Raw genomic sequence first — 21,613 nt, forward strand, 5'->3', positions numbered from 1 at the left:
TCCTTGCTCAGGCCCGCTGGCGCAGGGGTTGTGGGATCGCAACCTGCTCCCCGAGACGCAGGAAGGCAGGCAACAGGATCAGGGTAAACAGGGTGCTGCAGCTCATGCCGCCGACAATGACGGTGGCGAGCCCGCGGTAAATTTCGCTCCCTTCGCTCGGGCTCAGCATCAGCGGCAGCATGCCGAAGATGCTGGTGAGACTGGTCATGGCGATGGGACGCATCCGGCTTTGCAGGGCATCGGCCACCGCCAGCTGGCGGCTCATGCCGTCCCGCTCGGCGGTGCGGGTCTGATGCACCAGCAGGATGGCGTTGTTGACCACCAGTCCCAGCAGGATGACAAAGCCGATGATGGTGAGCAGATCCATCGGCAGCGGCACCAGCAGCCCGCTCAGTTGCAGCGCCAGCACGCCGCCAACCGAGGCAAGGGGCAGGGTGAGCAGCACCAGCAGGGCATCCTTGATGGAGGCAAACACTCCCCACAGCAGCACCAGCAGGATCACCACGGCGAACAGGAAGATGGTCCCCAGATTGTCGAGCGCCTGTTGCAGGCTGTCGGCATTGCCGGCAATGCGCAGCTCGCCACCGGCGGGCAGCAGGGGGCGGATGGCGGCAAAACTGCGGTTTTTCAGGGTGTCGAGCACCTGCTCCATGGTCATGCCCGCCGGAGGTGCTATCTGCAGGCTGATGCTGCGCCGCCCATCGGCCCGGAAGATACTGGCTGGGCCCATGTCGTGCTCTACCCGCAGCAGCTCGCCAAGGGGAACGATGCGCCCGGAGGGGGTGGCCAGCGGCACTGCCTTCAGTTCGTCCGGATTGGCGGAGCTCTGCCCCATCAGCATGATGTCGAGCCGATCCTCGCCGTCGAAATACTCGCCAACCCGCAAGCCGTCGCCAAAGGTCTGGATGATGGTGGGCAAGGGCGTGCGATCCCAGCCCACTTCGGCGAGACGCCGATCTTGCGGCACCAGTTTGAGCTCGGGGGCGGTGAAGTCGAGACTCGGCTCGGGCCGGATTTGTGCTCCCGGCAGGTCCTTGCTGAGGATCCCCATGCTGGCACGGGCCGCCTGATAGAGCTCGGGCAGGTTGCCCCCCTGCAGCAGCAGGGAGACGCCGTTCTCGCTGTCAAAGCCGCCAAACAGCGACCCCTGACCGCCGAACACCCGGGTGTCGGGAATGCCTACCAGCAACTGTTTCATCAACAGGCTCTCCAGCTCCTTGATACGGTTTTCGTCTTTGGGGCGCACGCCAATCTGGGCGCCCCCCGGGTAGCGCAAGATGTAGTAGTTCTTGAGGGCAGGCTCTTTCTCCCCCTTCATGTAGGGGGCGAGGCGGGCGATCAGGGTATCGATCACCTCTTCGCGCTGGGCCTTGAAATTGACCCCGGGGGTGAAGTTCATCCAGACATCCACCGCGTCCCGTTTCACGTCCGGCAGATAGTCCATCTTGGGCAGCAGCGCCCAGGTGGCCAGTGCCGGCAGACTCATCATCAGGGTGATGACCGCCCAGCGCTGGCGTGAGGTCGAGGTCCAGCGGATCACGTGACGGGTAGTGCGCTGCCACAGCGACTCATAGGGGTCGGTCAGCGTTTCATGTCCCATCCAGCGCGCCGCCACCGCAGGCAGCACGATGACGGCGACCAGCATGGAGACTGTCACGGCGCAGGCGATGGTGAGCGCCAGATCGGCAAACAGCTGACCCTCCACATCGTTGAGCAGCAGCACCGGCAGGAAGATGGCGACCGTGGTGAGGGTGGAGGCGACCAGCGCCGTCCACACCTGACGGGTACCTTCGAGCGCTGCCTCCGCCTTGCTCAAATCCCCCCGCTCGTGGCGCCGGTAGATACTCTCCAGCACCACGATGGCGGCATCGAGCACCATGCCGACGGCAAAGGCGATGCCTGCCAGCGAGATGATATTGAGGGTGCGATCCATCACCTTGAGCAGGCAGAAGGTGAGCATGATGCTGATGGGGATGGCGAGGGCAATCATCAGGGTCGCCTTGAGTTGGCGCAGAAAGAGCCAGAGGATGGCACAGGAGAGCAGCACCCCGAGCCCCAGGTTGGCGGTGACCATGCTGACGGCGCGATTGATGTAGAGGGAGGCATCGAACGACTGCTCCATGTGCAGCCCGACCGGCTCCAGCACCTCGCGGTTGAGCTCGTTCACCCGGGCCTTGATCGCCTCAAGGGATGCCAGGGCATTGGCGCCGCTCTCCTTGAAGATCTGGGCGGCGATGGCGGTATTGCCGTTCTGGATCCGCAGCACCGGGTTCTCTTCCCGGGCCACCCTTACTTCTGCTACATCCCGCAGATAGATGGGCAGGCCATCGCGCCAGTCCACCACCTTGTCCCCCAGCGTCTCGACATCATAGCGACCGGCGAAGCGCAGCTTGTACTCCCAGCGCCCGATGTCGAGGGTGCCGGCCGACACGTCCCAGCCGGTGGTGGCCCGGCTGGCCAGCACCGGGATCTCCACCCCCAGCTCGGCGGCGCGGTAGGGGTCGAAGCGGATCTGGATCTGGCGCTCGTTGATCCCCTCGACTGCGACCGTCGAGACCCCTTCAATGCGCTCCAGCTCGGGTTTGACCCGCGCCTCGATCAACGCCTGATGATCATCGATCACCCCTTTGGCGCCGGGCAGCTGCTGGATGAAGAAGAAGGTGAGGGTGTCGTTGCTGCTGTAGTTGTTGACGTAGGGGCCGCCAATCTTGTCCGGCAATCCCGAGACCCGGTTCAATCGCGAAATCACATCGAGCTGGGCCCGTTGCATGTCGGTGCCGAGGGCAAACTCCATGTCGATTTCGGTAAAGCCGGGATAGCTGTTGCTGACAAGGCTCTTGAGCCCCTGAACCCCCTGCATCTCCTGCTCGATGGGGTCGGTGATCTCCGACTCCATCTCTTGGGGCGAGGCTGAACGCCAGCTCACCGAGATGTTGAGGTGTGGACGGTCGATGTCGGGGAACAGCTGGATCGGCAGTCCCCGGATGCTGAGCAGGCCCAGCAGGAAAATCAGCACGATCGAGACCGCCACCCAGATGGGGCGCTCGATCGCCGTTTTGGCGAGGTTCATTCACTCTTCCTGAGTTGTTGTTATCGGCCATTCCGCTGGCCTTGCTTCCAAAGCCCCTTCAAAGGGACTCAAGCATTTAACTGGAATTCTCCCGGCTTGTAAATGCATGGTTAACAAACAAAAAAACCGGCCACGAGGGCCGGTTTGGTACTGGTTTGCCAAGGGGTCAGGCGGCGTGCTCGACCTTGTTTGGCTGCTTGTTTGCTTGCTGGGAGAAGCCTTCCAGCTCGCCCGGGGCGAAGTTATCTACCTGAATCGCTTCGTAGCGCAGGGCATCGGCGGCCAGCAGCTTGTCCGCTTCGTCCTTGCTCAGGATGGAACCGGCCAGTGCGGCGGCAACCAGCTCCGGCAGCGCCAGTTTGCGGGGCAGTTTGCCCTCTTTCTGGGCCTGCACCAGCTTCTTCTCGTAGGGCTGCACTGCAACCATGGCCTGGAAGGCACGCTCCATCAGGCCGACCGGATCCGCCTCGTCTTTGCCTACATAGCAGAGAGCGGTCAGACGGTCGCGGAATTCGCCCGGCTTCATCATGGCCAGACAGATGGCGTGGCAGCGATCGTCTGCCGGCATCTTGTAACCGACGCCGAACGGGAACACCACCCGCTTGAGTACGGCACCCACTACCTTGTTCGGGAAGTTCTGGAAGAAGCCCTCGAACGCCTTGCCAATCAGGTAGAGGTTGCGTTCCACCGCGTACTGCACGAACGGCAGATCGGAGACCATACGGCCCTGATCCTCGTAGTGCTTGAGGGTGGCGGAGGCCAGATAGAGGTGGCTCAGCACGTCACCCAGACGGGCGGAGATCATCTCCTTGCGCTTGAGATCGCCACCCAGCATCAGCATGGAGACGTCGGCGCACAGGGCCAGCCCTTTACTCATGCGGGAGAGCTGCTTGTAGTAGCGGGCGGTTTCACCGGCTACCGGCGCGCTGTTGAACTGCCCCAGGGTCAGCCCCTGGAACAGGGAACCGAAGAAGTTGCCGGCGCCAAAGGCGATGTGTTTCATCAGCAGGGCGTCAAACTTCTCGAGACCGCGTTCCACGTCGGTATCGGCTGCCGCTTCCAGCTCGGCAAACACGTACGGGTGGCAGCGGGTAGCCCCTTGCCCGAAGATCATCAGGTTGCGGGTCAGGATGTTGGCCCCTTCCACCGTGATGGCGACCGGAATACCCATGTAGGCGTAGCCGGTGTAGTTTTTCGGGCCCAGCTGGATGGCACGACCGGCGTGGATATCCATGGAGTCATCCATGATCTGACGCGCCATTTCGGTCATGTGGTACTTGGAAATCGCGGTGACGATGGCCGGTGCCTGACCCAAATCCAGCGAACCGGCGGTCATACGACGTGCTCCTTCCAGCTGATAGGTGAGGCCGCCGATGCGAGCCAGCGCCTCTTGCACCCCTTCAAACTTGCCGATGGACATGCCGAACTGCTTGCGTACGTAGGAGTAGGCGCCCACGGTGCGGCTTGCCATGTGACCACAGGCGGTGCCAAGGGCAGGCAGCGAGATGCCGCGACCGGCGGAGAGGCACTCCACCAGCATGCGCCAGCCGCGACCGGCGTAATCCGGGCCGCCGATGATCCAGTCGAGCGGAATGAACACATCCTTGCCGAAGGTCGGGCCGTTCAGGAACGCCAGACCCATGGGGTAGTGGCGATCGCCGACACGCACGCCCGGGTGGCTGGTGGGGATGAGGGCGCAGGTGATGCCGAGCTCTTCCTTGTCACCCAGCAGTTTTTCCGGGTCATAGAGTTTGAACGCCAGCCCCAGCACGGTGGCGCGGGGTGCCAGGGTGATGTAACGCTTGTTCCAGTTGAGGCGAATACCCAGCACCTCTTCACCCTTGTGCATCCCTTTGCAGACGATCCCCTTGTCAGGAATGGCGCCCGCATCGGAGCCCGCTTCCGGCCCGGTCAGGGCGAAGCAGGGCACTTCCTTGCCATTGGCCAGCCCCGGCAGCCAGAAATCTTTCTGGGCCTGGGTGCCGTAGTGCATCAGCAGCTCGCCCGGACCGAGGGAGTTCGGCACCATGACGGTGACCGCCACGCTCAGGCTCTTGGTGGCGATGCGGGTGACGATAGTGGAGTTGGCAATCGCAGAGAATTCGCGGCCGCCGTAGGATTTCGGGATGATCAGGGAGAAGAAGCCTTCCTTCTTCAGATAGTCCCACACCGGCTCCGGCAGGTCTTTGGTTTCGTTGACGATCTTGAAGTCATCAACCATGGCGAGCAGGGTTTCGACCTGATTGTCGATAAAGGCCTGCTCCTCTGCGGTCAGCTCGGCCTTGCCGTAGCCGTGCAGTTTTTTCCAGTCGGGGTTGCCGCGAAACAACTCGCCATCCCACCAGACGGAGCCGGCTTCCATGGCCTCCCGCTCGGTAGCTGACAAGGGCGGCAATATCTTTTTGAAGATGCCGAACACCGGACGGGTTACCACCTTTTTACGGATGGAGGGTACGCCGAGCACAACGGCTATCGCCAGCACCAGCAGGACAAGCAATGTGATCATACCGAAGTTCCTTCTATTTCACTGTTTCCGTTGATTTATTGTTGGTTGTTACACGGCCAGGGAGAGCCTGGTCGACTCCACGGGCGCCCCGACTCCGGACGCCAGATAAGGAATAACGTTGCGCACCAGCCCTTCCACATCGAGCTGCTGGCCAAAGTCGGCCAGGGCGATGTCGCGCAGCGCATCGGCAGAGGCCATGGTGAATACGACGGTGCCCAGGGTGAAGTGCAGGCGCCAGAAGAGATCCGCTGGCGACAGGGCCGGATTGGCCTTGGAGATGGCCTGGGTGATCCGCTGCAAAATGGGGCCATAGTGGGCGGTGATAAAGCGGCGCAGGTGGCCCTGGCTGTCGATATAGCCGCGCCCCAGCAGTTGCATGAAGATGGCCGGGCCGTTGGCCCGCACTGCCGAGAGCTTCATCAGCGGCTCGACAAAACTTTCAAACAGTTGCAGCAGGGTCAGCTGCTCCTGCTCCATCAGTACCCGCAGGCGAGCATCGAGATCGGGCATAAACAGGCTCAGATAGCGGTCGAGCACTGCCTGGATCAGCTCCTTCTTGGAGCCGAAGTGATAGTTCACCGACGCCAGATTGACGTCGGCCTCGCTGGTGATCAGACGCAAAGAGGTATCGGCGAATCCCCGCTCGGCAAACAGCACTTCAGCGGCGTCGAGAATACGGTTTTTGGTATCGATTTTACTCACTGGACACCTCACTTAAACGAATGTTTAAAAAGTACGTTTCATAACGTGAAGTGTCAAGAGAATGTGAATGAGTGTTAGCGGAATGTTTTTCGATGAAAAAAGCAAAGTGGGCGGAACTTAGTCAAAAAGCAGGACTCTATATCTATGCCACTGCAATTAAACATTAAGTCTCGCCCAACCTGCACCATGCTAGTTGGGCCTTTTTTTGCGCGTCTGTTACCGGTTTGCGGTTTGCAGGCAAAAAAACCGCCGCAGGGCGCGACGGTGGGGAAAGTGAGTTCGCGTCATCCTGACGGCAAACTGTCGATGCGAGTTCAGGCATGTATCGACGGGGGCAGTATGCCAGCCAGAGCCCCTCAGACTATGTCAGCTTCGCGGTATTTTGTGACAAAGTGTGGCAAGCACTGGCGTGGCCCAAGCTGCCGCTCTTTGCTATGCTGCCCTTTCAAAATATGAGGGGAGATAAGATGAAGTACCCGGTCGATACCCACACTCACACCATTGCCAGCACCCATGCCTACAGCACCATCCACGACTATCTGCCGATAGCCAGGGCCAAGGGGATCAAGCTGTTTGCCACCACGGATCACGGGCCCGAGATGGCCGATGCCCCTCATGTCTGGCATTTTGCCAACTTGCCGATATTGCCAAGAGTGGTGGATGGGGTAGGGATCCTGCGGGGTATCGAGGCCAACATCAAAAACCTGGAGGGGGAGATCGATTTTCCCGAGCGTTACGAGTCGCGCCTCGACATGATCATGGCGGGCTTTCATGAGCAGGTATTCCCTCCCTGCGATCAGGCCACTCACACCCAGGCGATGATCAACGCCATCAAGAGCGGCCGGGTCGATATGATCAGCCACCCGGGCAACCCCTCATTTCCCATCGACATTCAGGCGGTGGTCAAGGCGGCGGCGGACTATCGGGTGGCGCTGGAGATCAACAACTCCTCCTTCATTCACTCGCGCCCGGGCAGCGAAGGCAACTGCCGTGCTATAGTTGAAGCCGCGCGAGATCTGGGGGCCTATCTCACTTTCGGCTCCGATTCCCACGTGGCATTTACTCTTGGCGATTTTGACCACTGCCACCGTCTGGTGACCGAAGCGGGCTTCCCGCAAGAGCGGATCCTGGTGCGCTCCCCCCGCGCCCTGCTCGATTTCCTCGAGAGCCGCGGCCGTACCCATATCCCCGAGTTTTCCGATCTGTAAATCGGGCTCTAACACCATGAGCCAACTCATAAAATCGAGTTGGCTCAATTGACTTGCCGGTCATTTTTTATGAATGTGGAGAGCAACAAGCCGGTATAGCTCAGTTGGTAGAGCAGCGCATTCGTAATGCGAAGGTCAGGAGTTCGATTCCCCTTATCGGCACCATATAAAACAAAGGGTTAGCTTCTCAGCGAAGCTAACCCTTTGTGCTTTTTGGTTGGTGGCCCCTTCTCATATCCCTCTTTTGCTATCGCAAAACCAAGGGAGGAAGGGGCAGCGGGCCAACCCTCCCGGTAGGCGGTTACTCAGGTTTTGCTATTCCCCTCAGGCAACCTCTATGCCTGGCTTGGCTGGCTCCTTCTGCATGGAGAGCTCTCCAGCTTGCGGCGGGGATTCCAGCTTGTCGATGCGCACCGCTGCCACCTTGAACTCGGGGATCTTGGCGTGGGGGTCGGTGGCATTGATGGTGAGCCGGTTGGCTGGGGCTTCGGCAAAGTGGAACGGGATAAAGACCACGCCAGGTTGCATCCGTTTGGTCACGAAGGCGGGCAGTTCTATATGGCCGCGGCGACTGGTGACTTTTACCTGCTCGCTGTTGCTGATCCCCATCCGCTCGGCGTCCGCCACGCTCATCATCACCCGCGGGCCAGCCAGCTTGTCGAGCCCCTTGGTCTTGCGGGTCATGGTGCCGGTGTGGAACTGCTCCAGCAGGCGGCCGGTAGTGAGCACGATGGGATAGGTCTCGTCGGGCAGTTCGGCGGCATAGCGGAACGGGGTCGCGACCATCTCCCCCTTGCCACGGGTGAACTGCTTGCCGTGGAGCAGGCGAGTGCCTTCGGGCGCCGCGTCGTTGCAGGGCCACTGTAGCCCTTGTACACCCACCTTGTCCCACTGGATGCCGGCGTATTGCGGGGTGACCCGGCAGATCTCGGCGGTGATCTCCTGCGGGTGTTGATAGCGCCAGTTGCCACCCATGGCGTTGGCGATCTGCTGGATGATCCACCAATCCTCCCGTGCGTCACCCGGCGCCTTGAGGGCGGGGGAGATGCGCTGCACCCGCCGCTCGGTGTTGGTGAAGTGGCCGCTCTTCTCGGCAAAGGAGCAGGAGGGGAGCACCACATCGGCGAGCTGGGCGGTTTCCGAGAGGAAGATATCCTGCACCACCAGAAACTCCAGCTGCTTGAGCCCTTCTATGACGTGGTGTTGATCCGGATCGCTCAGCACCGGGTTTTCCCCCATCACATAAAGCCCCTTGATGCTGCCCGCGCAGGCGGCATCGATGGTCTCGGTGAGGGTAAGGCCGGGCGTGCGCGGCAAGTCTGGCTGCTGCCAGACGGTTGCGAAGCGGGCATGCACCTCGGGGTTGGCCACCTTCTGATAGCCGGGCAGGCAGTTGGGCAGCGCCCCCATGTCACAGGCGCCCTGCACGTTGGATTGGCCCCGCAGCGGGTTGATGCCACCCCCTTCGATGCCGATGTTGCCGCACAGCAGTTGCAGGTTGGCGATGGCGCGCACGTTGTCGTGGCCGGTGGTGTGCTGGGTGATCCCCATCGAGTAGTAGATGGCGGTGCGTTCGGCGGTGCCGATGAGGCGGGCGAGCTCGATCACCTGCTCGGCCGGTACGCCGGTGACGAGGGCCACCTTGTCCGGGGCATAGGCGGGGGAGAGCACCTCCGCTTGCAGCGCCTCGAACCCTTCCACCCGCTCGGCGATATAGGCCTTGTCGTGCCAGTTGTTATGGATGATCTGCTGCATCAGGCCGTTGAGCAGCATCACGTCGGTGCCGGGACGGTTGGCCAGATAGAGGCTGGCGTGGTCCGCCATTTCGATCCGTTTCGGATCGGCCACTACCAGCCGTGCCTTGCCTGTGGTGACGGCCCGCTTGATATGGGAGCCGATGATGGGGTGAGCCGCCGATGTGTCGGAGCCGATGATGAAGATGAGGTCCGAGTGGTCGATGCTCGGGATGTCGTTGGTCATGGCGCCACTGCCGAGTGACGCCTCCAGCCCGGTAACGGTGGAGGCGTGGCAGAGCCGCGCGCAGTGATCCACGTTGTTGGTGCCCAGCTCCCGTCGCATGAACTTCTGGAACAGGTAGTTCTCTTCGTTGGTGGTTTTGGCTGACGAGAAACCCGCCAGCGCATCGCTGCCATAGTGCTGGCGCAGGGCGGTGAAACGCTCGGCCACCAGGGCGATGGCCTCCTGCCAGCTGGCGGGCACCAGCTCGCCATCTTTGCGGACAAGCGGGGTGGTGAGGCGCTCCTCGCTCTGGATAAAATCAAAGCCGAAACGTCCCTTGACGCAGAGCAGCCCCTGATTGACCGGTGAGTTGCGATTCCCCTCCACATAGCGGATGCGGTTGCGCGCCTCATCGACGTAGAGGGTGACACCGCAGCCGACCCCGCAGTAGGTGCAGATGGTATTGACCGGCGTGAGCAGTTCGGTGCGCCCCTGCGACTTGTCGCGGGCATCCACCAGGGCCCCGGTGGGGCAGACCTGTACGCAGGCGCCGCACTGCACGCAGTGGGAGTCGCCCATCGAGAGTCCCGTGTCGAACTGCGGCCGGTTCGAGAGGGTACCATCGTTGTTCTTGGCAAAGCGCAGCACCCCCTGCACCGCCTGCTCACCACAGGCCTGCACGCACTGGCCGCAGCCAATGCAGCGGTTGGCATCGAACACGATAAATTCGCTGCTGTTATCCACTGCAAACTTCTGGCACTGGCTGGTATCGAGAGCGCTCTGCTCGACCTTGTATTCGGTGGCGTAGTCGCGTAGCGCGCAATCGGTGTTGGCCTGACAGCCGCACTCGAGGCAGCGGCTGGCCTCACTGCGGGCATCGGCATCGTTCAAACCGCGCTCCACCTCGGCAAAGCTGCCCTCGCGATCCTGCTCTGCCAGATGGGGCATGATGGTGCGGGCGACTTTTTTCAGGTGAGCAAACTGGGCGGGATCGACCTGCTTGAGTGTGGGAGCCTTGCAGGCGTTGAAGGGCCGCACCGGGTCGATCATGTCACCGTGGAGGAACTGATCGATGGCCAGCGCCGCCTTGCGGCCATCGGCGACCGCCTCGATGGCGGTGGCGGGCCCGCGGCGCAGATCGCCGATGGCGAACAGGTTGCCGTGGCCGCTGTGCATGGTCTCGGGGTGGGACTCCAGCGTCTGCCAGCGGGTGAAGGAGAGGGTGAGGGGCTCCCCTTCCATAAAGCTGAGATCCGGCTGCTGCGACACTGCCGCAATCACGGTATCAAATTCTTCAAGGAAGAACTCACCGGTGGGCTCCGGGCGGCGGCGACCGGAGGCGTCCGGCTCGCCGAGAGCCATCTTCTCGAGGCGCACCTGACAGACGCGACCAGCCTCATCGGCCAGATTCTCTACCGGATTGGTGAGCATCAAAAAGCGCACCCCTTCCTGCTCCGCTTCGTCGATTTCGTAGGCTTCGGCGGGCATCTCGGCGCGGGTGCGGCGATAGATAAGGGTGGTTTCAGCGCCCAGCCTGACCGCCGTGCGGGCGCAGTCGATCGCGGTATTACCACCCCCGATCACCGCAACCCTCTTGCCGGTGGTGAGCCGCTTGGCCAGCATCCGATCCTTGAGGTAATCGACCCCGAGATAACAACCGGCCAGGGTGCTGCCCGGGTAATCCATCGGCACCGCCTTGGAAGCGCCAACCGCCAGACAGACCGCATCATAGTCGCGGCACAGTGCCGAGAGGGTGATCTGGTGGCCCAGTCGCTGCTGGGTGTGGATCCGCATGCCACTCTGGCACATCAGGTCGATCTCCTGATCGAGGATCGCCTTGGGCAGCCGGTATTCGGGGATGCCGTAGCGCAGCCAACCACCCGCTTCGGGCATCGCCTCGAACAGATCGACCTCGAACCCCTCGTAACCCAGATAGTAACCGCAGGTCAGGCCGCCCGGGCCGCTGCCGATAATGGCCACCCGCTTGCCCTTGGCGGGTTTCATTGTCGGTTGATAGGGGGCGACCTCGGCCAGATCGAGATCGGCGGCATGGCGCTTGAGTTGACGAATGGCCAGCGGCTCATCCACCAGCGCGCGGCGGCACTCCGCTTCACAAAAAGCGGGGCAGACCCGGCCAATGGAGAGGGGCATCGGCAGGGTCTGCTTGATGACGGCCATTGCCGCCTCATGCTCCCCCATGGCGATGTGGTGCAGATAGGATTGAATGTCCACCCCGGCCGGACAGGCGCGTTGGCAGGGGGCTTCGCAATCGGCGTAGTGATCTGCGAGGATGCGGCCGAGCGCCTGCTGGCGGTGTGCGTGCAGGGCATCGCTTTGCGTCGTGATCACCATCCCTGCCTCGGGGCGCGTCTCGCAGGCGCGCAGGATGCCGAGACCGGCAATCTCGACCACGCAGAGATCGCAGGGTGTCTTGGGGCCGCTGGTGTTGTCACCGCACAGGGAGGGGATGTCGATCTGGTGCTGTTTTGCTATCTGGAGCAGGGTTCTGGTCGGGTCAACCGTCAACTGAGCCCCATCGAGGGTGATGGTGATCATGGCGTCATAACTCGCTTTCAAGGCGCAGAAAATGCTGCATCTGGCGGAGCCAGCAGGGGAAGCGACAGGGAGGCCGCTTGCTATACGCTCACCATAACAAAGATTATTTACAACTTTATTTGATTTTAGACAGCTTATTGTTCAAAAGGGAAAACGATTTCAGGTTGTCTTGTCTACCTCATCGGCACGGCGCATCGTTGAGAACTATTTCTGTTAAAGCAGGATATTCATTGTTTTATTGTCAGTTGATGCGTCTGGTAGAAGAGAGGCAGCTCTCGCTCGCGATAGGCGTTATCCGCCAGTAGCACCATTTGTGATGCAACTTATTTTGCATAAATGGTGACTTTGATGAAGGCACTCGGCTGGATAGACGGCTGCTGGATAGGGGGCGGACATGCGTGAGTGGCGAGTCCTAGATAAAGAAAATGGCCACCTTTTCCAAGGCGGCCATTCACGTTGCCGGTCGGTGCCCTGTTGGCCCGAAGGGGTGGTCGCAGGATATCAGCCGGATATCAGGGTCGGCAGTCGGGCTTGCCAGATCTGGTGCCAGTGCTGCAGTTCGCTGCGCGGCATCGGGCGGGCGGTGAAGAAGCCCTGACAGATATCGCACCCTAGCTTGGCCAGCAGTTGCCAGGTCTGCACATCTTCCACCCCTTCGGCGACTGATTTCAGCCCTAGCTTGCGGGCCAGCTCGATGCTCGACTCTATGATGGCCAGACGGGAGGGGTCGGCATAGCAGCGATCGACAAAAGATCGATCAAGTTTGAGCTCGGTAAAGGGCAGCAGCGCCAGCTGCTGCATCGAGGAGTAGCCGGTGCCGAAGTCATCGATGGAGAGGCCAAAGCCGTGCATCCGCAGCCGGGTCAGCACCTCCAGTGCCTTGCCGATATCCTCGACAAACGAGCTTTCGGTCACCTCCAGGGTGATCAGCTCGGGATTGACGCCCCAGCGCTGGCACTGGTTGATCAGGAAGTGGCAGAGATCTCCCTCAATCAGCGAGGTGGTTGAGAGATTCATCGACAGATTGAGGGAGAGACCGGTCTGCCCCCACAGATGGCAATCCTGCAGCGACTTGTTGATGATGACATCGGTCAGCTGATCGATAAGGCCGTTGTTTTCCGCCAGCGGGATAAACATGCCGGGGGAGATCAGCCCGTATTCCGGATGCTGCCAGCGGGCCAGCGCCTCCATCCCCACCCACTGGCCGGACGCAAAGCCGACCTTGGGTTGATACCATGGCAACAGCTGGTCGTTGTCGAGGGCGCGTTTGAGCTCGTCCACCGAGAGGACGAGGCCATCGTCCTTGCCCGAGGGGGCCGACTTGGGTGCCCAGGAGTCGATCAACTGGCGCAGCCGCTGCGGGCTGGAGGGTTTCTCGATGCGACCCAGCACATGGAGACCATAGGCCGCGCTCATGCGCAGCACGGCCTCCACCACGTCATCTTCCAGCGCGCTGGAGAGGATGATGCCGCCCCGAAAGCCACCCAGCGAGAGGCGGCGCAGCAGCGCCATGCCATCCATGCCGGGCATCCGCAGATCGCAGAACAGGATGTCGACAGTGTGGCTCTGGCACAGCGCCAGGGCTTCGATGCCGTCTGCGGCCTCCAGCAGTTGCTGATAACCGAGCGCCCGGATCTGGTGCATCAGGGTCTTGCGTTGAAACCCGTGATCCTCGACCACCATGATGACCAACTCGTCTGCCGTTCTACTCATCGAGCCACAATCCCATTTCACGTTCAATATTGTTCATCTGTTCTTCCACTCTCTGTGTCAGCAGCGCGAGCTCGCTAAACTGTTTGAGGCGGGCCGCCGATTCCAGTTGCGCCGCCTGCTCGGCCAGGGAGAGCTCCCCGACCATTCTGGCTGCCCCTTTGATGCGGTGGGCGATCTCCACCAGCTCCTGGCTATCATCGGAGGAGAGCGCGCTCATCATAGCGTGGCAATCTTTCCGGTTGGAGGCCAGATACTCCCTTGCCATGCTTTTGGCAATCCCTTCATCGCCAAACAGATCTTGCCAGCGACCGATCATGTCGAGATTGATGGCCTGTCGTGCGGGCACTCTCTCTGTGATCGTAGTCGCGGGCAACCACCGCAGCAGCATCTGGCGCAGTGACTCCAGCGAATAGGGTTTGTACAGCATGTCGTTCATGCCGGCTGCCGTCATATTGGCTGCCGCTTCCTCCGAGGTATCGGCAGTGACGCCGATGATGGGGGCTTGCTCCCCTTGTTCCCGCAGGTGGCGGGTCAGGGTGTAGCCATCCATGTGCGGCATGTGGCAGTCGGTGATCAGCAGGGCGAAATTCCGGGTTTGCCAGGCGCGCAACGCCTTCTCGCCATCTTCCACTACCTCGCACTCCACTCCCAGAATCGCCAGCTGACGGGTCAGCAGGGCGCGATTGACCAGATGGTCATCGGCGACCAGCACCCGCCCGCCCAGTTTTTCGATGCTGGCGGCATGGGTGGTCACGGCTCGCCCGGTGATCAGTTCGCGGCAGCTTTCGACCAACAGATCGGGATAGAGGGGGGATTGGCCGAGGCGCCACCAGTTCTCCGAGCCCATGCGTCCCCGCAACGCTTCGCGGGGGGAGAGGATGACCCCCTTGAGAGTGCCGGACTGCAGCAAGGAGTGCCAATCGCTCCCCATGCTGGACTCCAGCGCGGCCTCTTCCGCCAACAGCAGGCCGTCGAGATCGGCGGTGAGCTGGTGGATATCGAGGGGGGTCAACCGGGCGCCGAGCCGTGCCATGGTGGCCTGCAAGGCGGCATCGCTACCCAGCCACCACCATTCGCTGCCCGCCAGTGCGGGTGGTTCCCACAGGCCATTGAGCAGCGGGATGCTGAAGCGGAAACAGGCCCCTTCACCGAGCTGGCTCTTGACCGTCAGGGTGCCGCCCATCTTCTTCACCAGCTGATCACAGATGGCCAGGCCCAGACCGGTGCCACCAAAGCGGCGATTGATATCGGATTCCACCTGCTCGAACGGGGTAAAGAGCAGCGCTTGCTTCTCTTCGGCGATGCCGATGCCAGTATCTGTCACCGCGATAATCAGCTGCTGGTAGTGATAGCTGGCCTGGATCGAAATGGCGCCCTGTTCGGTGAACTTCACCGCATTGTTGAGCAGATTGGAAACCACCTGGCCCACTCTGACCGGATCGATATCGGCCAGGTCGGGGAGTTGATCCTCCCACTGGAGCGTGACCTTCAGCCCCTTGCTGTAGGCCAGTGCGGCATGGCCGCGGATCACGTCGCACACCACAGGTTGCAGACGGCAGGATTGGGGATTTAGGTGCAGCTGACCCGCCTCGATTTTGGAAAAGTCGAGGATATCGTTGACCAGATAGAGCAGGTGGTTGGCAGAGCTCTCCACATTGCGCAGCAGATAGCGCTGGTCATCATTGAGCTCGCTCATGCGCAGCAGTTCCAGCATGCCGTGCATGCCCGAGATGGGGGTTCTCAACTCATGGCTCATGGTGGCCAGAAAAAGGCTGCGCGCCTGCATCGCCTGCTCGGCCGCGGCGCGCGCCTCACGCAGCTCATGCTCCTGTTGCTTGATGGCGGTGATGTCCTGCACCACGCCGTTGAGCAGGCGATCATGGCCCTGTTGCGCCACAAAGTTGCCGCGGATCTGAATATAGCGCTCCCCCTGAACAGAGGGCACCAGCACCTCCATATCGAGCGGCTCAAGGGTTTGCGCATGTTTGGCCACCTTATCGATAAAGGCTGCCAGAGCCTCATCGTTCAAGCCGAGGATCACGCCGCCAGACTCGGCTGCCATCAACTCTTGGTGGGTCATCCCGAGAATGTCGCTGGCGCCTTGGGACAGATAGAGGAATTTCCCCTTGCCAGCTCCTTGCCAGAGATATTGATAAACCAGACCCGGCATGCTGTCGGTGATATCCCGCAGCCTGCCCTCCACTTCCCGCACCTTGTTTTCGGCGGCCTTGAGGGCACTGACATCGGTCAATACCGTCAGCACCCCCTGAATCTCGCCGTCTGCTGCGCGATAGGGCAACTTGACGTAGACCACGTGAAGGGGAACATCCCCCTCGCGCTGGGTATAACCCGATCCTTGGAAGATCTCGCCGGTTTCCCAGACCGCACGCTCCTCGCGCAACATCTGTTGCCGCTCGTCCTCGGTCATATAGCCCCAGCGATCACCTTCTTCCCCATCACCGACAAACAGCTCGCGGTATGCCCGGTTGCTGAGGGTCAGGCGATGATCGCGATCCCGCAGCGCCACCATATTGGGCAGGGAGTCGAGCAGGGTCTGGACGAACACCAACTGTTCATTGAGCGTCTTCTCGGCCCGTTGTCGCTGCACGATCTCCCGTTTCAAGGTACGGTTCCAGGCCCAGAACAGGGTAAACAGCAGGGTGGCTGCCGCGCCGCTCATTACGAACCAGAACAGCACTGTTTCGTTATTGATGCCGGTCTGCACGCTCATGGAGAGCCAGCGTCTCTCCACTTTATTGAGCTCCTCCGGCGGTATCGAATAAAGCACCTTGGTAAGGATCCGCTGCAGCATGGGATCTTTGCGCGTGGCCATGGCGACCGGCAGGCGCAAGTCTTTGCCGGCATAGACCACCTGATAGCTTTCGCTCACCCGCTTGTTGATGGATGGCAGGGTGACCATCACGTAGTCGGCATCGCCCGTGTCCAGCAGCTCCAGCAAGCGGTTGTCATTGTTGACCTCTACCGGATGGGCGCCGATGTGGGTCAGTAGATCTTTATCCAGCGAGCCATGCACCATGCCGACCCGTTTCCCTCGCAGCAGTGAGAGATCGGTGATATCGGCACTGCGTTTGGGGGCAATAACGACCCGATCGACAAACAGATAGCCGGGGGTGAACAGCGCAAACTGGCCGCGGTCGTGGTTGGGGGAGATGGCCGGAATAAAATCGATCTGCCGCAGCTTCAGCATATTCTGGGTTTCACCCCAGCTATTGGTGCGAACCAGAGAGAACTTCAGCCCGGAGACTTGCTGCATCAGCGCCATCAGGTCCGCCACATAACCGACCAGCCTGCCCCGGTAATTGAATTCGCTCATGGAGGTCCAGTCCGGAGAGACGCCGTAAGTTAGCTCAGGATGCTGGTTGAGCCACTCCTGCTCCTCAGGGGTAAACTGCACAGACTTCACCGCTCCTGAGTCCGCATGTTGGCTAGTCGTGGTAGCTGCCAGCATATGACGACGATCTTCAACCGGTATCTCGTTGAATGCCTTGCTCACCAGGCTGACCAGTGCCGGGTCGCTCTTGTGCATATTGATGGAGAGAGACGTGCCGCTTACCCATTCCGGAGTGGCAATGGTGAAGCCAGCCTTGGGGTGCTGATCTTTCACCATCACCAGTGACGGCATGTCGGCAAGATAGGCGTCAGCCATGTGCTTTTTGAGCATAAAGGCTGCTTCGCCGCGACTCTCGGCCTCGGTCACACGGAGAAATCCCAGTTTTTTCAATTCACTGCAAGCATTGACTCCCGTGACACAGACCCAGTGCAAACCATGGGCATCCTGTCGTGACAACTTCGTTTTGCCATTGTTGAGCAGTACGCCGCGCGGCATGGAGAGCAAAAACGGGAGGGAGACAATATTGGATCGCCATTGTTCGCTTGGCTGGTCGTTCACCAGTATGTCGATTGCGCCGTGGTCAAGCCCGGTCAGCGCATCCACGTAGGAGGGGTAAACCTTGTAGCGCAGGGTCAACCCGAGCGTTCTGGCAATCTGCTGCGCAATGTCGGGGACTGGGCCGGTAAAGCGTTGATCTGCATCCTTATAGCTGTATGGAGGGTCACCCATCATCGGCATGCCGATGACCAGCTCTTGGTGTGATGACAGCCAGGCGCGCTCAGACAGATCAAACTCGTCTTCATTCAGACTGGTAATGGCGTGTGCCGCCACGCCCCAGAGCAGTAGCAGGAGAAACAGGAATAGACGATCACATTGGCGGAGCATCAGAAGGAATCCAACAGAATTGGGCGCATATTGTAAGTGCATTAAAATGCAGCGGCCAACTTCAATTTACTCAATATTGGGCCACGACATGCCACTGTGCGGCTGTGAGTCCGGCTAGTACCGGGATGGCAACCTGATGATAAAGCCTGCGCGGTGATGCGCCTGATTTTTTGCCAAAGGCCAGTTCTAGGGGGGATATTGGAAAAAAATCCAACCAGTTTGATATCGGTAAACAACATGGACAAATAAAAAGGGCCACCTCTTGCGAGGTGGCCCTTTCCAAACGTTTGGTGGAGCTGGGGGGATTTGAACCCCCGTCCAAAATTACTACATCCTTGGCACTACATGCTTAGTCACTCTTTACATTCGCCAACCCGCTGCGGAGAGACACGCCACGAATTGACTAGCTCGATTGGTTTTAATGCTTCCGCCCCGAGCAGGACTTCCACACGATCCTGTGAAGGATGACCTTCCGATTCCCTAGGACACAGGCAAGCTAGGGTAGAAGGGCTCTATGCAGGTTATTAAGCTGCTAGTGCGTAGTTTTCGTCGTTTGCGACTATTTTTTTGCGGTTTATTAACGAGGCCTACCGCACCTCGGCATGCACCTTGGGTTTCGTGAATCTTGTCGAATCCAGAATCAGCCCCAAGTTGTTAATTGCGATTGTACGCAAAAATGCTGTCATAGCAAGGCGTTGATACCCATTCCCTCTGGCAGCCAGTCTGTTTGCCGATTTATTGTACGCAGCTGAGCCTGAAGAGCCAACTGCGCTGGGGGAAGGTGAACTGGCGTTCTGATCCTGCCAGTCGCAGGTTAGCCGCGATGCTTGTTCTTCATGATGCGAGCTTTTTCCCGATCCCATTCGCGGGCCTTGGTATCTTCGCGCTTGTCGTGCTCTTTCTTGCCCTTCACCAGGCCGATCTCGACCTTGACCCAGCACTGTTTCCAGTAGAGGGCGAGGGGAACTATGGTGTAGCCCTGACGGGCAATCAGGCTTTCGAGCTTGTCGAGTTCACGACGGCTCAGCAGCAGTTTGCGGGTGCGGGTTGGGTCACATACCACATGGCTGGAGGCCGCTTGCAGTGGCAGGAAGCTGGAGCCGAACAGATAGGCCTCGCCATCGCGGAAGATGACATAGGCTTCGCTGATGTTGGCCTTGCCCGCCCGCAGGGATTTGACTTCCCACCCTTGCAGGGACAGACCCGCTTCGATCTTCTCTTCGATGAAGTATTCGTGGCGCGCGGTTCTGTTGAGTGCAATGGTGCTGGACCCGGCTTTGTTTTTACTGTTTTTTTTGCTCATGACGGGCGATTTCCGGCAATGACTAGGAGGCTCGTATTATACGTAGGCAGGGACGGCTGTAAAACGCGCAGCAGGTCAAGTGGTGGCTTTCTGAGCGGTTTGGCTGAGGTTTTACCTCCACAACCCCAAACATGGTGATAAAATCGCGCCGATTGGATGAGGAAAAGCCATGCCCCGAATTACGCGCAGTGCCCTGGTGATGTTCAGTGCAGAACAGATGTTCAAGTTGGTTAACGATGTGGATGCCTATCCGCAGTTTTTGCCCGGCTGTGTCGGCAGCCGTGTCCACGAGGCTGGCGATGACTACATGATGGCGTCGGTCGATGTGGCCAAGGCGGGGATTGCCAAGACCTTTACTACCCGCAATCAGCTGGATGTGAACCGCCAGATCAGGATGGAGCTGGTGGATGGCCCGTTCCGCAAGCTGGCGGGCTGGTGGACCTTTACCCCGCTTGATGTGGATGCCTGCAAGGTGGAGTTCGATCTCGATTTCGAGTTTACCTCCAAGCTCATCGAGGTGGCCTTTGGTCAGGTATTCCGCGATCTGGTGAGCTCCATGGTCTCCGCCTTCTCCAACCGGGCGAAGGAGGTATACGGTGTCTGACCAGCTCAATATCGAGGTTGTCTATGCCTTGCCGCAGCAGCAGACGGTGATTGCCCTGCGGGTGGCGCCCGAGACCTGCGTGCTGGCGGCCATCGAGCAGTCCGGCATCGTGCAAAAACACCCCGAGATCGATCTGGCGGTCAACAAGTTCGGTATCTACAGCCGCCCGGTGAAAGGGAGCGAGCCGCTGCACGACGGCGATCGTATCGAGATCTACCGCCCGCTCATCGCCGATCCCCGCGAGATGCGCAAAAAGCGGGCCGAGAAGGCCAAAGAGGAGGGGAGAGCCGATAGCGTGACCGGTGGTCGCCCGGATGTGCATCGCAAGCACCGCGAGTAGCGCTCAGGTTTTTCTTGCAGAAAAAAGGCGCCGAGGCGCCTTTTTTTGCTCCCGTTAGCCGGTGAGCTGGCCGAGGGGATATCAAGAGAGGGCTGCTTCTGCCACACCCAGCCGTGCGCGTGCCCAGGCGGCCAGCAGCTCGACCCCGCTTTGCATCACCCGCTCATCGAAATCGAATTCGTTGTGATGGTGCGGCGCCGCCAGATCGGCCCCTAGGATGAGGTAAGCCGCTTCGCCCCCCTGCTTTTGCACCCGCTCCATCAGAAAACCGGCATCTTCGCTGGCGCCAAAGCGGCGAGTCTGGATGGTGGCGAGCCCCTGCTTGCGGGCCAGCGCCGCCAGCTCGGCCTGCAGTGCTGGGCTGTTGTCGAGGGCAATGGCCTCACCCTGCTTGATGATGCGATAGGTGACACCGTGGGCGAGGGCGGTACCTTCGACGATGCGCTGTACCTGACTGAACATGTAGTCGTTGAGCGCGCTGTCGGCGCCGCGGGTCTCACCGCGCAGCTCGGCATGATCGGGGATGACGTTGCGGCCGCTGCCAGCGTGAAGCTGGCCGACGTTGATGCGGGTCATGCCGTCTCGGTGGCGGGGAATGCCGAGCATGGCGGTGGTGGCCATGCAGGCGGCTGCCAGCGCATTGCTGCCGGCATTGGGTTCGAGCCCCGCGTGGGCGGCGGTGCCCATAAAGTGGATGTCGAACTTGGTGGAGCAGAGAAACTCGGTGGGGTTGATCACCAGCTCGCCGCTGCCAGCGTGAATGCCGATATGGAGCGAGAGCAGGGCATCCACGTCATCGAGTGCACCACCGGCAGCCAGCGCCTTGCCACCGCGACACCCCTCTTCGGCGGGTTGGAAGAAGAGCTTGATGCGACCGCACAGCTGCTCTTTCATCGCCATCAGGCTGCTGGCCAGCCCCATGCCGATGGCGGTATGGCCATCGTGAGCGCAGGCGTGCATCCACCCCTTGTTGTGGGAGGCGAAGCCCTCCTGCTGCGGTTGGTGTTGTTCAGCGTCGGACTCTTCCACCTCCACCGCGTCGATATCGAAGCGAAAGGCCAGGGTCGGACCGGGACGGCCGGTATCCAGCTCCCCCATCAGGCCAGTGACATCGCCGATCCGCTCCAGCCAGTCGGGATGGGCTCCCTGACGGCGGGCGCGAGCCTTCTCGGCCGCCACATCCACATCGCGCCCCATCATCAGATTGCTGGCCAGCAGCTTGTCGCCGAGCACGATGCGATAACCGAGCTCGCTCAGGTGGTGGGCAATCAGGCTGGTGGTGCGAAACTCTTTCCAGGCGGCTTCCGGCAGGCGGTGCAGGTCACGGCGCCACAGGATCAGGTGCTCAAGGGTCATCTTGGCTTCCTTGGTGATTCGATTTGTCGGCTATTGTGCCTTTTTTCCCGGCTGACCAC

General features: G+C 60.5%; 11 protein-coding genes, 1 tRNA gene and 1 other RNA gene. 4 read left to right on the forward strand and 9 right to left on the reverse strand.

Annotation, left to right across the window (positions count from 1 at the left end; all coding sequences use genetic code 11):
* Positions 1-7: 7 nt before the first annotated feature.
* The 3 genes from AB5Y67_RS06160 to AB5Y67_RS06170 all read right to left on the reverse strand — a co-directional run bounded on the left by AB5Y67_RS06160 (position 8) and on the right by AB5Y67_RS06170 (position 6,278).
* A complete protein-coding gene (locus AB5Y67_RS06160; protein ID WP_199427281.1) occupies positions 8-3,070 on the reverse strand; it encodes an efflux RND transporter permease subunit in 3,063 nt (1,020 codons plus the stop codon).
* Between the two features lie 166 nt (positions 3,071-3,236).
* Complete coding sequence (locus AB5Y67_RS06165; protein WP_005353557.1) at positions 3,237-5,576, reverse strand: acyl-CoA dehydrogenase; 2,340 nt, start codon at positions 5,574-5,576, stop codon at positions 3,237-3,239.
* A 48-nt stretch (positions 5,577-5,624) separates the two neighbouring features.
* The gene (locus AB5Y67_RS06170) at positions 5,625-6,278 is read right to left on the reverse strand and encodes a TetR/AcrR family transcriptional regulator (protein ID WP_005334507.1); all 654 of its coding nucleotides are present in this window, start codon (positions 6,276-6,278) and stop codon (positions 5,625-5,627) included.
* Between the two features lie 467 nt (positions 6,279-6,745).
* On the opposite strand from AB5Y67_RS06170, the gene AB5Y67_RS06175 reads away from it, so the two are divergent.
* Both AB5Y67_RS06175 and AB5Y67_RS06180 read left to right on the forward strand, forming a co-directional pair.
* Positions 6,746-7,486: a phosphatase gene (locus AB5Y67_RS06175; RefSeq protein ID WP_064339731.1), complete on the forward strand. Its 741-nt coding sequence runs from the start codon at positions 6,746-6,748 to the stop codon at positions 7,484-7,486.
* Positions 7,487-7,575: 89 nt separating this feature from the next.
* A tRNA-Thr gene (locus AB5Y67_RS06180) sits at positions 7,576-7,651 on the forward strand.
* A 159-nt stretch (positions 7,652-7,810) separates the two neighbouring features.
* Here the strand turns inward: AB5Y67_RS06180 and fdhF are convergent.
* The 5 genes from fdhF to smpB form a co-directional block, all read right to left on the reverse strand.
* Complete coding sequence (gene fdhF, locus AB5Y67_RS06185) at positions 7,811-12,001, reverse strand: formate dehydrogenase subunit alpha (protein WP_199427280.1); 4,191 nt, start codon at positions 11,999-12,001, stop codon at positions 7,811-7,813.
* Positions 12,002-12,502: 501 nt separating this feature from the next.
* Positions 12,503-13,714: an EAL domain-containing protein gene (locus AB5Y67_RS06190; protein ID WP_005353540.1), complete on the reverse strand. Its 1,212-nt coding sequence runs from the start codon at positions 13,712-13,714 to the stop codon at positions 12,503-12,505.
* The gene (locus AB5Y67_RS06195) at positions 13,707-17,951 is read right to left on the reverse strand and encodes a transporter substrate-binding domain-containing protein (RefSeq protein WP_199427279.1); all 4,245 of its coding nucleotides are present in this window, start codon (positions 17,949-17,951) and stop codon (positions 13,707-13,709) included. Before AB5Y67_RS06195 ends, AB5Y67_RS06190 begins: the two co-directional genes overlap by 8 nt.
* A 288-nt stretch (positions 17,952-18,239) precedes the next feature.
* Positions 18,240-18,599: a transfer-messenger RNA gene (ssrA, locus tag AB5Y67_RS06200) on the reverse strand.
* Positions 18,600-18,765: 166 nt separating this feature from the next.
* A complete protein-coding gene (gene smpB, locus AB5Y67_RS06205; protein ID WP_005334498.1) occupies positions 18,766-19,254 on the reverse strand; it encodes an SsrA-binding protein SmpB in 489 nt (162 codons plus the stop codon).
* A 169-nt stretch (positions 19,255-19,423) separates the two neighbouring features.
* Here smpB and AB5Y67_RS06210 point away from each other — a divergent pair, with 169 nt between their 5' ends.
* Both AB5Y67_RS06210 and AB5Y67_RS06215 read left to right on the forward strand, forming a co-directional pair.
* Positions 19,424-19,858, forward strand: coding sequence for an SRPBCC family protein (locus AB5Y67_RS06210; protein WP_005334496.1), 435 nt, complete (start codon positions 19,424-19,426; stop codon positions 19,856-19,858).
* Entirely contained in the window at positions 19,851-20,198 is a 348-nt protein-coding gene (locus tag AB5Y67_RS06215; protein WP_005353535.1) for an RnfH family protein, read from the forward strand. Before AB5Y67_RS06210 ends, AB5Y67_RS06215 begins: the two co-directional genes overlap by 8 nt.
* An 81-nt stretch (positions 20,199-20,279) precedes the next feature.
* Here the strand turns inward: AB5Y67_RS06215 and AB5Y67_RS06220 are convergent, their stop codons facing one another.
* Complete coding sequence (locus AB5Y67_RS06220) at positions 20,280-21,554, reverse strand: amidohydrolase (RefSeq protein WP_325793613.1); 1,275 nt, start codon at positions 21,552-21,554, stop codon at positions 20,280-20,282.
* Positions 21,555-21,613: the final 59 nt, after the last annotated feature.

Origin of the sequence: Aeromonas sp. s12, assembly GCF_040907925.1 — a bacterium.
Taxonomy (GTDB): Bacteria; Pseudomonadota; Gammaproteobacteria; order Enterobacterales; family Aeromonadaceae; genus Aeromonas; species Aeromonas veronii.